Source organism: Actinoallomurus acanthiterrae, assembly GCF_054775715.1.
Genome location: NZ_BAAHCO010000001.1, coordinates 8,455,916 through 8,470,114, shown reverse-complemented (window position 1 = coordinate 8,470,114; position 14,199 = coordinate 8,455,916). Strand labels below are relative to the sequence as shown.

General features: G+C 72.8%; 10 protein-coding genes. 5 read left to right on the top strand and 5 right to left on the bottom strand.

The annotated features are described in order from the left end of the window. The first annotated feature begins 56 nt into the window (after positions 1–56). From ACYVF7_RS39915 to ACYVF7_RS39900, 4 genes are all read left to right on the top strand, one after another. Positions 57–1,250, top strand: coding sequence for a hypothetical protein (locus tag ACYVF7_RS39915; protein ID WP_460351031.1), 1,194 nt, complete (start codon positions 57–59; stop codon positions 1,248–1,250). Positions 1,251–1,348: 98 nt separating this feature from the next. Continuing rightward, positions 1,349–4,588 carry an NACHT domain-containing protein gene (locus ACYVF7_RS39910; protein ID WP_460351029.1) on the top strand — a complete coding sequence of 1,080 codons (3,240 nt, stop codon included), beginning with the start codon at positions 1,349–1,351 and terminating at the stop codon, positions 4,586–4,588. 154 nt (positions 4,589–4,742) lie between these two features. Continuing rightward, positions 4,743–5,714, top strand: coding sequence for a serine hydrolase (locus ACYVF7_RS39905; protein ID WP_460351027.1), 972 nt, complete (start codon positions 4,743–4,745; stop codon positions 5,712–5,714). Between the two features lie 323 nt (positions 5,715–6,037). Beyond that, a complete protein-coding gene (locus tag ACYVF7_RS39900) occupies positions 6,038–6,607 on the top strand; it encodes a hypothetical protein (protein ID WP_460351025.1) in 570 nt (189 codons plus the stop codon). Between the two features lie 15 nt (positions 6,608–6,622). Here ACYVF7_RS39900 and ACYVF7_RS39895 read toward each other — a convergent pair whose 3' ends face one another. Beyond that, positions 6,623–7,840: an alpha-hydroxy acid oxidase gene (locus ACYVF7_RS39895; RefSeq protein WP_460351023.1), complete on the bottom strand. Its 1,218-nt coding sequence runs from the start codon at positions 7,838–7,840 to the stop codon at positions 6,623–6,625. Between the two features lie 197 nt (positions 7,841–8,037). Between ACYVF7_RS39895 and ACYVF7_RS39890 the strand changes: the two genes are divergently transcribed. Further along, positions 8,038–8,811, top strand: a complete 774-nt coding sequence (locus ACYVF7_RS39890) for a polysaccharide lyase (protein WP_460351021.1) — start codon at positions 8,038–8,040, stop codon at positions 8,809–8,811. Here ACYVF7_RS39890 and ACYVF7_RS39885 read toward each other — a convergent pair. The 4 genes from ACYVF7_RS39885 to ACYVF7_RS39870 are packed head-to-tail and all read right to left on the bottom strand — an operon-like array spanning position 8,697 to position 14,148. Beyond that, positions 8,697–9,986, bottom strand: a complete 1,290-nt coding sequence (locus ACYVF7_RS39885) for a vWA domain-containing protein (RefSeq protein ID WP_460351019.1) — start codon at positions 9,984–9,986, stop codon at positions 8,697–8,699. The two genes, ACYVF7_RS39890 and ACYVF7_RS39885, sit on opposite strands and share 115 nt — an antisense overlap. A gap of 3 nt (positions 9,987–9,989) precedes the next feature. Then, positions 9,990–11,249, bottom strand: a complete 1,260-nt coding sequence (locus ACYVF7_RS39880; protein WP_460351017.1) for an AAA family ATPase — start codon at positions 11,247–11,249, stop codon at positions 9,990–9,992. Further along, complete coding sequence (locus tag ACYVF7_RS39875) at positions 11,246–13,087, bottom strand: ankyrin repeat domain-containing protein (RefSeq protein ID WP_460351015.1); 1,842 nt, start codon at positions 13,085–13,087, stop codon at positions 11,246–11,248. Before ACYVF7_RS39875 ends, ACYVF7_RS39880 begins: the two co-directional genes overlap by 4 nt. Continuing rightward, a complete protein-coding gene (locus ACYVF7_RS39870; protein WP_460351013.1) occupies positions 13,084–14,148 on the bottom strand; it encodes a hypothetical protein in 1,065 nt (354 codons plus the stop codon). Before ACYVF7_RS39870 ends, ACYVF7_RS39875 begins: the two co-directional genes overlap by 4 nt. Between the last annotated feature and the right edge of the window lie 51 nt (positions 14,149–14,199).

The following is a 14,199-nucleotide window of genomic DNA, read 5'->3' as shown; positions in this document are numbered from 1 at the left end:
CGTCCTGACCACGTCGAAGGACGGCGAAGAGCACCTTCGGGCATGACGGGAGAGCGATGACGGCCAATCCGGGCCTACTGACACGCGTGGTCGCGGGATTCAAGAAAGAGGTCCCCGCGAACACGATCGAGTCGATCCAGAAGGCCGGGGTCGCGGTCTACCGGGCGCTCGACGAGGCCGAGGCCGTACGCCGTGACCTGACCGCCCAGGGGATCGACCCCTGGGACGCCCCGGTCGCGGCGGCCGCCCAGCAGCTGTACGCCTGGAACGCGTACGTCCTGCAGACCCTGGGCGACAAGATGATCGAGGCCGACTACCGGGCCGACACCCGCACCGTCGGCTACCTCCCGAGGGTGACGGCCGAGCAGGTCTGGGCGTTCTTCGGCCAGGTCGAAGGCTGGCTCTCGCTGAGCCGCCAGGCCGCGGCCAACCCGGACTACCGCCCGGACCCCGCCATGACACTGCCGGCCGACCTGCCCGGCTGGATCGAGATCGAGCCCTGCCCCGCGCCGCACCTGCAGGCCATGATCGCGGCTGGTGAGGCCGTCCGGGAGCACGCCGAGGTCGCCCTGGGCACCTTCGAGGTCGCGTGCGCTCACGACGGCCACCGCGCCGACCTGTCCCGGCTGCGCCAGATCGCCGCCGAGGCGTCGTCCGCCGCCGACTACGCCGCGCACGTCTTCGAACCCGGCGCGGGCCAGGAGCTGCACGAGATCATCGAGCAGCGGCTCCAGCACGCCCTGGGCGCGTACTACCACCTGGGCCAGCTCCTCGCGATGCCCACCCTGCTCACGACGTACGGCCGCGGCGTGATGGGCGGGGGCGCGGTGGGCGACCGGCTGCCTCCTCCGGGTGCCCTGGGCTTCGACCCCTGGTGCCTGAGCGACCCCGGCTCCCTCCATCGCTGGACGAGCGACGCGCAGGCCATCCGGTCGATCGACGAGATGTGGCGGCACGACCCGGACCCCGCCAAGACGCTGCGCGTCCAGGAGCAGATCAACGCGGCGCTGTACCGAGGCGACATCGTACGGACCGGGTCGATGTACTACTGCTCGCCCTGGGCGTCGATCTACCGTGCCCAGCGTTCCGTCGTGCTCGGCACCCGGGTGCTGCAGCCCGGTCAGGACTTCACGTACGAGGTCTCCGCCGAGGAGATCCTCAGCGGCGGCCGGTTCGTCCGCGAGATCGTCAGCGGGCCCTTCCAGCCCGCCTCGCGGATCGAGTACGACGACCCGGGCGACCGCCACTGACGCGGCGTCCTCGCCGTCGTGGGAACCTCCGGCTCCCTGGGTGATGATGGGAGCCCCGTCCCCGTGGGAGCACCGTCCCCCTCATACCAGGAGCCTGTGTGGCAGAGTCGCTGACCTACGCCGACGCCCTGAAGATTCTCGGCACCCGACACAGCCGCCTGGTCGGCATCGTCGACCGGCTGGCCGCGGCGGGACTCGCGACGTGGACGGTGGCGGCGGCGGCCACCGGCCACGACGTGTCAGCCCCCCTCAACCTGTTCGACCTGAAAGAGGAGATCGTCAGGTTCGGGCACGAGACCGTGCGCCGGATCTCGGAGCGGCGCAACGGGCTCTCCCGCTTCGACCGGACGCAGCGGCTCGCCGCGGCCCATGCCGTCCTCGTGGTGTCCTCCTACTTCGAGGCCCTCGAACAGGCGGACCTGCCGATCGTGCTCGACCGGCTGGAGCTGACCGCCGCCGAGCGGGTCGCGACCGCGACCGGCGGCGCTCCGGCGCGAGGGGGCGCCGAGCTGCTCGAGGGACTGGTGAACGACAGGCTCCCGCTGCCGGAGCCGCACGTGCCGTACGAGCGCACCCGGGCGGCGATCACGGCGACCTACGAGCTCATGTCGAGGCGGCTCACGACCTTCATCCGCGGCGTCGCCGTCTGGGACGACCTCACCGGCCCCGAACGCACGCGCCTGACGCGGGCGGTCATGGCCGTACCGTCCGCCGCCCTGAGCGGCTACGAACAGGCGTTCCGCCGCCTGGCCGCCGACAACCGCGAGTTCGAGGTCTGGGCCAACCTCACCCGGGTCGACGCGCTCGGCGCGGGACTGTCCGAGGTGGGCCGGATCCTCACCGAGATGGCGGCGAGCCGGCCCGGCGACCGGCCGCGACGCCACCTGCTGCGGAGCTACCGCGCGGCACTCGCCGAGCCGATCGTCGCGGCGGGCCGGACGCCCGAAGGGGTCGTCCTGCCCACGCTCGGCGAGGCGTACGTCAATCCACGCTGCAAGGTGGCGGAGGTCCGGCCGGGGGACATCCCCGCGGGCCAGGAGTGGTGGGAGCGCCAGGAGCCGACGCCCTACGCCGAGGCGTTCCTCTCCGGCTACCTCACCTCACCCCGGGCGGTCCAGACCCCGCTCGTCGTCCTCGGCGAACCAGGGTCGGGCAAGTCCAAACTCACCGAGATCCTCGCCGCGCGGCTCCCCGAGGAGGACTTCCTGCCGATCCGGGTCGAGCTGCGGGACGTCGCCGCCGAATCCCTGATCCAGGAACAGATCGAGCAGGCGATCCACCAGCAGTCGGGGGAACGGGCGACCCTGCCCGACCTCCTCGACGCGGCGGGCGGGGCACTGCCGGTCGTGATGCTCGACGGTTTCGACGAGATGCTGCAGGCGTCGGGCGTCAACCGGTACGACTATCTGGAGCAGGTACGCGAGCTGCAGCGCCGGCAGCTCGCGATCGGTCACCCGATCGCCGTCATCGTGACGAGCCGCACCGTGGTCGCCGACCGCGTACGGTATCCGGCGGGCTGTATCGCGCTGCAGCTCCAGCCCTTCAGCGACGATCAGGTGCGGTACTGGCTGGACGTCTGGAACCGGCACAACGCGGACATCCTCCAGGCGCGGGCGCGGCGGACGCTGCCGGCCGAGACCGTACTGGCCCATCGTGAGCTCGCCCGGCAGCCGCTCCTCCTGCTCCTGCTCGCCATCTTCGACGCGAACGACAACGCACTGCAGCAGGCGGGTACGACCGCCCTGGGGCAGGCGGGGCTGTACGAGGCCCTGCTGATGGACTTCGCGTTCCGCGAGATACGCAAGTCCCCGCACAACGCGGCCCTGCCGTCCGAGGCCCAGCGAAGGCTCGCCGAGGCGGAACTGGAGCGGCTGGCCGTCGCCGCGGCCGCCATGTTCGCCCGGGGCCGGCAGACCGCCTCAGAGGACGACCTGGACCGGGACCTCGCCGTCCTGCTGCCAGAGCGGGCGGCGACCGCCTCCCGCGACGCGGCGGCGCTCAGCCCGGCGCAGGAGGTCACCAGCCGGTTCTTCTTCATCCACCGCTCCGAGGCCCGGGTACGCGACCAGCGGACACGCAGTTACGAGTTCCTGCACCCCACCTTCGGGGAGTTCCTCGTCGCCTGGCTGACCGCCCGCGCCCTCGGCGACCTGGTCGCCGTCCGGGAGGTCATGAGCGCGCGTTCGACGGCGGCCAGCGGCCGGCCCGACGACGGTTTCCTCTTCGCGGTCCTGTCCTTCGCGTGCGTGGCCGAACGCGCGCCGATCGTCGGCTTCCTGGGGGAACTGCTCCACCGGACCCCGGCAGGCGATCACGACCCCCGCAGGACGCTGCTGCTGGAGCTCCTCGACGGCGCCCTCTACCCGCACGGCGGCAGGTCGTACGCCGGCTACGAGCCGGCCGGGCATCCGGTCACGCGGCGTCTCGCCGCCTACTCGGCCAACCTCACCGTCCTCCTCGTCCTCCTCTCCGGCGAGGGGATCACCGTGGCCGAGATGTTCCCCGGTTCTGGCGCCGCCGTGGTGGAGCGCTGGGTCCAGCTGAGTCACCTCTGGCGGGCGCAGCTGTCGCCGTCGGAGTGGGATGGGATCGTGATGACCCTCCGGGTCACGGTGAACCTGACGGACGACCTCCGGATCCGCCTGAGCCGGGAGGACGGCTCCGCGGTGTCCGTGCTGGACGCCTTCGCCGTCTCACCGCCCGGCTCACGACCGGAGACGACCGACTACGACGTGTACCTCTCCGGCGATCCCATCGTCTCCTACGACCTTCGGGTGCCCGCCACCAGCGACATCGGGTTCCTCGTCAGGAGGATGGCGTTCCTGCCGAACTGGCGCCTCGGGCTGCTCTTCCTCCAGTCCGTGCCCTCCTTCCAGGCCCTGGGCGACCGGATCCGCTGGGCCGCGGACGACGAGACGTTGATCCTGCCCGCCTACCAGCTGGCGCGGCTCGACCACACGCGAGACGCGTCCGACCGGGAACGCGCGGCCGTCTACGGCGAATGCCTCCGTGCCGTCGCCGCCTTCCCGGAGCTGTACCGGCTCGTCCTCCTGCGCCTCCGCGACGACGTCGGCCGGCTGCCGGTCGCGACGGTGGTCGACCTGCTCCGGCAGGCGAACACCGTGCGGCCGACCGACCTGTACCTCGAGGCGATCAACGACCTGTGGCGGCGGCTGCCGGGCGACGGCGGACCCGGGCACGGCATCCACGGCCGGGACCTGGTCGTCGCGCTCGTCAGGGCGATCGAACAACGGTGGCCGGACGCCGACTTCGGCCGGCTGGCCTCAGGGCTCCGCGTCGCGGCCGCCGGAAGGGTGCGCACCGCCGGCTCCCGATGAAGGGGTGGCCCTCACTCCGGCGGCGACCATCGGTGCCTGAGCCGCCAGAGGCCCCGCAGCGCCGGTGATGCGTCGCATGAAGATCTTTTAGCGGTGCGGTCGTGGCAGTATCGGTCGGCGGAGACATGATCGACAACGGCGCTGGGAGGCATGGGTGGGCGAGAACCGGATCAGCAGGTCGGTGTTCCTGCGCGGCGGGCTCGCCGTCACGGCGGCGAGCGTGTCGGCCGGACTGTCCGGCGTCCGTCCCGCCGACGCGGAGACGAAAGGCGGCGCGAAGCCGCATTCGCCCGAGCGGATCAGGCAGGTCTACGCCCGGGAGACCCGGCAGGCGGGCGGCACATGGTGCTCGCTCGTCACCATGACCGCAGCCGGTGGCGGGCAGACCACGGTCATCGACGAAAGGGCCGATACGGAGGTCCGTGCCGCCAGCGTCAACAAGCTCGCCATGGCCGTCGCACTGATGGACAAGATCGACCGCCGTGAGCTGCGGATGGATCAGAAGGTCGAGCTCACGGCCGACGCCATCGTCGCGGGCGCCGGCGACAGCGGCATGTGGCACCTGCAGAAGACCTACGGCGACGCCCTGACCCTCGCCAACGTGATCACTACGCTGCTGCTGCTCTCCGAGGACTCGGCGCTGCCGCTGATCGCCCGCGTGCTGCCCGCCGATGAGCTGAACGGGATCCTTCAGCGGAAGGGCTTCCAGAAGACCAGGGTGGCGCCGGACACGGAGCACCCGGGACGCTTCAACCACGGCTCGACGACACCCCGGGAGATGCACACGCTGCTGACCGGACTGGCCCAGAAGACGATCGTGTCGCCGGAGTCGGCGGACTTCCTGCTCGAGATCATGCGGTGGTCGGAACCGGGATACACCGACGGCGTCCGCCGCAACATGTCCTCCCAGGAGCGCGCCCGGGTGGCCGCGAAGTACGGCGCGTACAACGACCGGCGGCACGAGGTGGGCATCGTCTTCGACTCCGCCGGTGCCCCGGCGCTGACGTTCGCGTTCTTCGCCGTCGGCTTGGACGACCAGGACGACTACGGTGCGACGCACCCGGCCGTGGAGGCACGCGCCGTTCTCGGCCGGACCCTCCTCGACGCGGTCGGTGGCCGCTCGTGATCTTCAGGCCTCCCCGGAAGGTGGCCGACGTGACGGTGTTGAGCGTCATGGCGCTCGGTGTCGCGATGGTTCCCGCCGCCCACGGCGAGGACGGCTGCGACCGAACGCGTCGTTGGGCTCACTCGTTCACTCAGGAAAAAGCCGACCAGATCGCGCTGGAACGGCTTCGCCAGTTCGAGAGGGAACGCAGGGAGTCCGTGGCACGGGCACAACGCCTGGCGAGGGAGTACGCGCGAACGCGGTCATACGACCTCGTCGGGCCTGGTATCGGTCCTGACTTCACCGTGGTGGCGGTTGGGGCGACCGGCCCGAAATGTCGCGACATGCCGCGAATCCCCAAGCCCCGGATCGACGTGACGAACCTCCCCATGAACGGCGCCTTCCCGATCCGCCGGGCGGCGCCCGTCGGGGAGGACGTCTCCCTCAAGGACTTCCCGGGCCCCATGGTCTGGCTCAAGGTCACCAAGGTTCGGAAGGGCATCCCCGCGATCAAGTCACCATACGGAGGCGGGGCGGTGAAAAAGGCCAGGGGACAGTTCGTCTCCGCGACCTTCGAGGTCGCGATTCCTTCCGCGGAGATGTACGGCTCCGCCGGGACGTACGGCACGAATGCCAGGGAAGTCCCGCTCAAGGACGTGCCCGGCGGGGAGACGCCGCTGGTCGACCTCGCCGGGCGGGAGTTCCCGGCCGACCCCGGCATGTCAGGCCCGCCCAAGGTGTCCAAGGATCGGTACGGCAGGCGCAGCGTGGTCCAGACCCTGGTGTACGACATCCCCGCGACCGCCACCGCCTCTCTGCTGCTGTTCGACTACGGCGACCGAACTCAGACCCGAAACCCACCGGCCGGTTCCATCTACGGCGCCACCGGGTTCACCGCTGTCAGCCTCGGTTAGGAGCTTCGGCGGTGCCTACGCCGGGTCGCGGCGGATGAGTTCGCGGCCGTGGTCGCGCAGCTCCTGGACTGAGCGGACGCCGAGCAACTGGAGCGTGCGGGTGAACTGCGCGGTCAGCAGCTCCAGGGCGCGGTCGGCGCCGCGGATGCCGCCGGCCATCAGGCCGTAGAGGTACGCCCGGCCGATGGCCCCCGCGTCCGCGCCGAGCGCCACGGCGATCGCGAGGTCGGCGCCGTGCCGGATGCCGGAGTCGACGAGGACGCACACGTCGTCGCCGACCGCGGCGCGTACCTCCGCGAGGGTGTCGATCGGCGGCATGAGCCGGTCGAGCTGACGGCCGCCGTGGTTGGACAGGTGAAGGCCGTCGACCCCGGCGTCCACCGCGCGGCGGGCGTCGTCCGGGCCGACCGGGCCCTTGACGACGAGCGGACCGGCCCAGCGTCGCCGCAGCTCCGCGATGTCCTCCCACGTCACCGGGCCGAACTGGCCGGCCATGTTCTCCATCGTCACCGAGCCGGGCACGCCGTTCGCGCCGGTGAGGTTCGCGAACTCCAGGCCGGGGGAGCGGAGCATCCGGGTCCAGTAGCCGGGGCGGGAGCCGAGGTCGAGCAGGGTGCGGACGGTCAGGCTCGGCGGGACGGTCAGCCCGTTGCGCACGTCGCGGCCGCGGTGCCCGGCCACGGCCGTGTCGACGGTCACCTCCAGCACGCGGTAGCCGGCCGCCGCCGCGCGGTCGACCAGCTCCCAGCTGGTCTCGCGGTCCTTCCACACGTACAGCTGGAACCACAGGTCCGGATGGCCCGCGGTGGCCGCGAGGTCCTCCACGGAGGTGGTACCGACCGTGGACAGCGTGTACGGGACCCCGCGGCGGGCGGCGACGCGTGCCACGGCGGGCTCGCCGACGGGATGCATCATGCGCGTGTAGCCGGTCGGCGCGAGGACGAGCGGCAGCGCGACCGGCCGGCCGAACAGCCGGGTCGCGGTATCCACGGATGACACGTCGGCGAGGGTGCGCGGCGTGAACCGCCACCGTCGTAGCGCGTCGACGTTGGCGGCCATGCTGATCTCGTCGTCCGCGCCGCCGTCGACGTAGTCGAACACCGCTCTCGGGGTACGGCGCCGGGCGACCCGGCGCAGGTCGTCGACGTCGTGACAGTGGGCGAGCCGCCGTCGTACCGGGTCGCGCTCGAACGGCTCGAGCCTGATCAAGGACCGGATCTCCCGAAGATTCACGCTCACACCTTTCATCCGTGGACGCGCACAACCTCAAATAGCGGTCATGTTTTCACGGCGATCCGGAGGTGCCGCAGCGTGCGGTGCCGTCCCGAGGTCCGTCGTGCCACCGGCTGGGCCCATCCGGGCGATCTCGGCTGTGAACGCTTCTGTAAGGAATCTTGACGGTTAATGCGAATGCGATCATGGTGTGTCGCATGAGAATGCGCAGACGTGGGTTCCTCGTCGCCGGGCTGGTGTCCGCCGCCGCGCTGGCGGGGGCTCCGGGAGGCCATGCGGCCGTCCGGACGAGCGCGGCCGGGGCCGCCGCCCTGCCGGCGGGCGTGTACTTCCAGGACACCGGGACCACCGGTGGCTGGGACAAGGCCTACGCCCAGAAACAGGGCGTGATCCGGACGGTGAGCAGTCCCGCCTACAAGGGCTCCACGGCGATCGAGGCGAAACAGACCTACATCGAGGAGACCGGCGGATATCACTCCGAGGTCATCAAGAGCGGCGCGCAGAGCGTCGGCCAGGACCGCTACTACGGTCAGGCGATCTACCTGCCCGCCGGCTGGCAGTTCCACGATCAGAACGTGACGTTCCAGCAGTGGTCTCCGGAGGACCCGGAGGGACCGTGGCTGCTGATGTTCGTCTACGGAGACGAGTTGCGGTACGGCGGCTCCGGTGGGATCAGCGGCACGATCGGCGCGATCAGCTCGCTCCGCGGAACCTGGATCCGTGTCGTCACGCGCCTGAAATTGGCCTCGGGCACCGGCGCGTTCGAGGTCTGGGTGAACGGTAAGAAGCTGGTGAGCCGTACCGGTATGACCGTGCTCCCGAGCACCTCCCAGACGATCCGGTGGTCCTCCGGCATCTACTGCACCGCCTGGCGGACCGGGAAGCCGGCCGCGCAGTCGGTACTGTCGATCTTCCATGACCAGGCGCGCATCGCGTCGTCATACACCCTGGCCGAGCCGGCGAACTGGTGAGGTACGTCAGCGCAGGTCCGTGACGCGCACCGTCTCGGCCCAGGCGGCGGGGGCGGGGCGTCATCGCCGATGAGGGCGGCGATGAGGCGGGACGACGAGGGCTCCTCGGGCCATGGCGTGTAGCCGTCGGTCAGTACGATCACGACGCCGGGCCGTTCGGGTAGGGCGAGGGCGGCCTTGATGCCGACGCGCATGTCGGTGCCGCCGCCTCCGGCCAGGGTGACCTGCTGCGCGGACGTCACCCGGGACGCGGCGTGGACGTCGGCGTCGCAGGCCAGCACGGTGACCCGGTTCCCGCCGACGCCGACCTCGCGCAGCACGCCGGTCACCTCGCTGAGGGCCGCCGCCAGTTCGTCGTCGCCCATCGACCCGGACGTGTCCACCACGATCGCGACGGCGGGCAGCGGGCGGCGCAGGGTCGGCAGGACCACGCCGCGCAGCGCGGCGGTGCGGCGGGACGGGCGCCGGTAGGTGTAGTCGACCGCTCCGGCCGCCCAGGCGACCGCCTCGCGTACGGCGCCCGCGAGCACGCGGCGCCAGTCGACGGTCGGTTCGAGGACCTGGTCGGCCCAGCGCCGCCAGCCCGCCGGGAGGGTGCCCCGGTTGCGCTGGTGCGCGCGCATGGCCTCGGCGGTGTGCCGCCGCAGCGCTTCGGCCTCGACCGAACTGACCCCACCGGGGTCGGTGATCTCCCAGTCGCCCGGCGTTCCGTGGGCTCCGGAGCCGCAGTCGGAGCACGTCACCGACCGGGGCAGGTGGGGGAGGTACTCCTCGAACAGCCCGCCCGCGTCGAGGCCGAACGTCCTGGGCTCCACCCGCCCGTCCGGCAGCGCCAGCCCGTCGTCGAGCAGGTCGTCGTTGATCTCGCAGTCCTGGGCCACGTTGACGCGCAGCCGGTCACGCTGGTCGGCGGCGGGCAGCCGCTCGGCGCGGCCGTGGTGGTCGCGCAGCAGGTGCGCCACCTCGTGGATCCAGACGCCCGCGAGCTCGGGCACCGGCGTCTCCGCGACGAACGCCGGCGACACGTAGCACCGCCAGTGCCGGTCGACGGCCATCGTCGGCACCCGGGTGCTCGGCACGACCGTCAGCGAGTACAGCGCGGACGCGAGGTACGGCCGGTCGGTCGCGGCCCGGTACCGTGCGGCGAGCAGCTTGACCCGGTCGAGCTCGGCCATCGCTCAGCCGCCTCCCGGCAGGGCCCCGGACAGCCGCAGCAGATCCACGAAGGCGTCGATGCCGCTCGGCACCGCCCAGTCGGTGTCGCGCAGGGCGGCCAGGTCGGCGGCGGCCCGGGCCGCGATGTCGGGCACTCCGGCGTCCACCGCCTTGGCCAGCACCGCCCAGCCGGCCTCCCAGCGCCGCCGGGTCAGGTCGGTCTGGACCGCCGAGACGACGGCGGTCAGGAACGCGAGCTGCCGGTCGCCGCGCGTCGGTAGCGCGAAGGCGTCCGGATCGGCGAGGACGCGGTTCGGGTCGGGCAGGTCGAGCTGCTCGAGGTAGTTGAGCAGCTCCATCCCGGCGCCGTCACCGACGGCGCCGATCAGCGCGGCCGCGACCGCCTTGTCGTCCGCCCCGGTGGCGTACCCGGCCGCGAGCAGCCGCAGCGCCATCTCCCAGGTACGCGGCGACGGCCACGCGCCGCCGCGGCTCTCCGCGTCACCGGGCAGGCTGTGGGCCAGGCCGGGCCGCGCCGTCAGGAACCCGGAGATCACCCCGCGGGCGCGCGCCACCGCGCTCGGCACGCGGGACGGGTCGACGCGTGGCAGGGACACGGCCGGCCAGGTCCCCGCCATGCCGCGCGCGACCGTCCGGGGGTCGTGGGTCCAGCGCAGGTGGACGAACCGGTTGGCCAGGGGCGGGCTGAGGTGCCAGCCGTCCGCGGCGCTCGACGGCGGGTTCGCGGCGGCGACCACGCGGACCGGCTCGGGGAGCGTCAGGCTCCCGACCCGGCGTTCGAGGACGACGCGCAGCAGTGCGGCCTGCACGGCCGGGGGAGCGGAGGACAGCTCGTCGAAGAACACGAGGCCGCGCCCTGCCGTGGCCAGGCGTACCGCCCAGTCCGGCGGGGCCATCGGCACGCCGGTGGCGGCGGGGTCGTCACCGACGATGGGCAGGCCGGCGAAGTCGGACGGCTCGTGCACGCTGGCGATGACCGTCTCCAGCGGGACGCCGAGCGAGTCGGCCAGCTGTCGCAGGCCGGCGGACTTGCCGATGCCCGGCTCGCCCCACAGCAGCACGGGCAGGTTCGCCGACACCGCGAGGGCCAGCGCCTCCAGCTGCGGGTTCGCCGCCGGCTCCGTCCGCGGCGCGCCGAGACGGCGGACCAGGTCGTCCGCGGCGGCCAGAGCGTCTTGTGCGGATGCGTCGGTTCGCGGGTCCGTTCTGCGGGCGCCGGCGGGCTGTGGGCCGTTGGCCGGGATGTCGTCGGAGACGTTCACTCTTCCTCTTCCTCAGCGGGCCCCGATTCTTCGAAGGGCCACGGCCACCGGCCGTTTCCGACGTCGGGGTGGTCGCGATCCAGCTCCTTCTTGAGGAAGGCCAGGTCGCGTCGCTTGCACCGATGGATGTGGTCGCGTACCGAGAGGCCCCAGCGGTCGGTGACGTCCCGCCGCGCCCCGGCGGCCAGCAGCTCCCGGACGACCGCGACCGGGGCGTTCCGGCCGACGGCGACGAGCAGCGGCGTGCTCCTGTCCTGGTCGACCGCCTCGATCCGCGCCCCGGCGGCCAGCAGGGCCCGTACGAGCCCGGCCGAACCGCCGCCGCCTGTCGCGGCGTGCAGCGGGGTGAGCTCCAGGTCGTCCCGGTCGTCGACGTCCAGACCCGCCGCCAGAAGCCGCGGCAGCAGCGCCTCATGGTCGAGCCGGGGGAGCAGGTGCAGGAGCGTGCGCCGCCTGCCGTCGCGGATGCGGGGGTCAATTCCGGCGTCCAGGAGCCGCAGCACACCCGGCGTGTCCCCGTGTTCGGCGCGGGCGAAGAACTCACGCCGCTGCTCGCGCAGGGCCCTCGGCAGCCGGCCCCGGCCGGACCGTACGACCGGCAGCACGGCGAAGCAGCCGGTGACGACGCCGCCGAGCGCCTCCATGGCGCGCTCCCGCCGCTGCTCGTCCTCACCGTGCGGGACCCGCAGCGCCCCGTCGCGGAACGCCACGACGTGCCACTCACCGCGGCACCGAACCCGCACGGGTCCCGGAGTTTCGGGATCCGGCGGCCCGGCCGGGCCGTCCGGGGCCGCCCGGCCGGGGAACAACGCGGCGCGGACCAGCGGGTGCAGGCGTTCCGCGTCGAGGTCGCCGTAGCGCAGGGCGTCGAGGTCCGGCAGCCGCAGCCAGCACGCCTCGGGGATCACCGGGACGCCGGCGACCTGCTGCTGGTCGGCGAGCCGGGCGCGCAGGCCGCCGCCGTCGAGCCTCTCCAGCAGAACGGGGCTGCTCCAGTAGTGCACGGCCGGCAGGTGACAGCGGCTCCCGTGGCCGTGATCCGCCAGCCGCCGGATCTCCGGCTCGAGACGGGTCAGGGCCACGGCCAGCCTCTCCAGCATGGCCAGGGGTTCCATCGTGTGGGACCAGCGGGTGGTGTACGGGGTGGGGTCCAGGTCGATTCCGGCGGCGGCGAAGGCGGCCTCGACCTCGCCGCGTTCGTGCAGCAGGGTGACCCATTCGGTGTGCGCCGTCGGGTCGCCGGGGCCGGGCGCGGTCGTCGGGAGGGCGGTACGCGGGGTGCCGTCGGCTTCGAAGAACGGCGCGCGGTCTCCGCCGCCGCAGCGTTCGCGCAGTTCGCCGGCGTGCCGTACGTCCCACAGGTGCCGGGCCCTCGTCCAGTCGTGTACACGCCACGCGGCCCACGGCCCGTCCCGCTCATCGACCGGGCCGAAGCGCAGGACGAGGCGCTGTGGCGCGTCGGGCCGTTCGGGCGTCACGATGTGGAGGTACGGCCGGTCCCCGGGGCCGCTCAGCACCACCCGGTGGCCGGCGCGGATCGTCGTCCACTCGCCCACGTTCCGAGGCGCGTGCCAGCGCAGCAGGTCGGGGGCGAAGTGGAGCAGGTCGTCCTCGAGCGCGGCGGCGACGGCGTCGCCGTGCTCGTTCGCGACGGAGGCGAGGTCGAAGGCGACGTCCACGCCGGCCGCGGCGCAGGCGCCGCGCCAGTCGCCGGCGAGGCGTCGTTCGGTGGCCTGCTCGATCATCCACCGGGGCACCGCGTACCGCCGGATCCGGCGCCAGGCGCCCGCGGTCTCCGAGGAGTAGGACTTCGAGCGGCGCATACCGGTGGCGTTCACTCTTCCTCGGTCAAGTGCGGGTACTCGCGTTCGATCCGCTCTTTGATGAACTCGAGGTCGTTCCTGCCCTGCCACTCGATCAGCTGATAGAGCGACAGCTCCTCGTCGCCGTGGATCTCACCGGACGCGTCGATCCGCGCCCCGGCGGCCAGCAGGGCCCGTACGAGCGCCGCCGAGCCGTCGCAGCAGATGGCCGTGAACAGCGGCGTGCGCCGCAACGCGTCCCTGGCCTCGAGGTCCAGCCCCGCCGCGAGGAGCCGGGCGAGCAGTCCGTCGTGGTCGAGGAGGCGCAAGGTGTGGGCGACCTCGCGCCGCCGGGCGCCGCGCACGCGCGGATCGGCGCCGCCGTCCAGCAGGTGCAGTAGGTGCAGCAGCGTGCGTCCCCGGCCGTCGCGCACCCGGGGGTCGGCCCCGGCGTCCAGCAGCGCGAGCACGCCGGGAGCGTCGCCGTGCTGAACCCGCGCGAACAGCTCGTCCCGCTGGGCGCGCAGGGCCTTCGGCAGCCGCCCGGCCCCCGACGCCCACGTCTCCCGTACGGCGAAGCAGCCCGCGACCGCGCCGCCGAACGCCCGGAGCGCGCTCTCCCGCCGCTGCTCCTCCTCGTCGTGCGGGATGTGGAGGGCGCCCTTGCGGGACACCACCTCGTGCCATTCGCCCTTGCACCGGACGCGGACCGGGGCGGGAGGCTCGGGATCGGGCGGTCCGACCGGGCCGCCGGCGCCCGTCCGGGCGGGGAACAGTGCCTCCCGGACGAGCGGGTGCAGCTGCTCCGGAGATGTGTGCCCGTCCCGGAGCAGGTCCAGGTCGGGCAGCCGGCGCCAGCACGCCTCCGGCAGCACGTCGGCGTCGTCCGGTTCCTCGTACATCTCGAACGCGGCCACCCGCGCGCGTACGCCCGCCCCGGCTCCGTCGAGCTCGAACAGGACGGCGGCATACTGCCGGTACGGGATCCAGAACCGCTCCCGCCCCGACCGTTCGGCGAGCCGCCGCATCTCGGGCTCCAGCCGGGTCAGGGCCAGCGGCATCCGCTCGAACACGGCGAGCGGGTCGACCTCGGGCACGCTGTAGTAGGAGTCGACCTCGACCGGAGCGGTGTCCAGCGTGATGCCCGC

What these genes read in the sequence shown, in the direction of transcription:
- ACYVF7_RS39915 (WP_460351031.1), top strand. Translation starts at nt 57, where the DNA reads ATGACGGCCAATCCGGGCCTACTGACACGCGTGGTCGCGGGATTCAAG.
- ACYVF7_RS39900 (WP_460351025.1), top strand. Translation starts at nt 6,038, where the DNA reads ATGCCGCGAATCCCCAAGCCCCGGATCGACGTGACGAACCTCCCCATG.
- ACYVF7_RS39890 (WP_460351021.1), top strand. Translation starts at nt 8,038, where the DNA reads ATGAGAATGCGCAGACGTGGGTTCCTCGTCGCCGGGCTGGTGTCCGCC.
- ACYVF7_RS39885 (WP_460351019.1), bottom strand. Translation starts at nt 9,986, where the DNA reads ATGGCCGAGCTCGACCGGGTCAAGCTGCTCGCCGCACGGTACCGGGCC.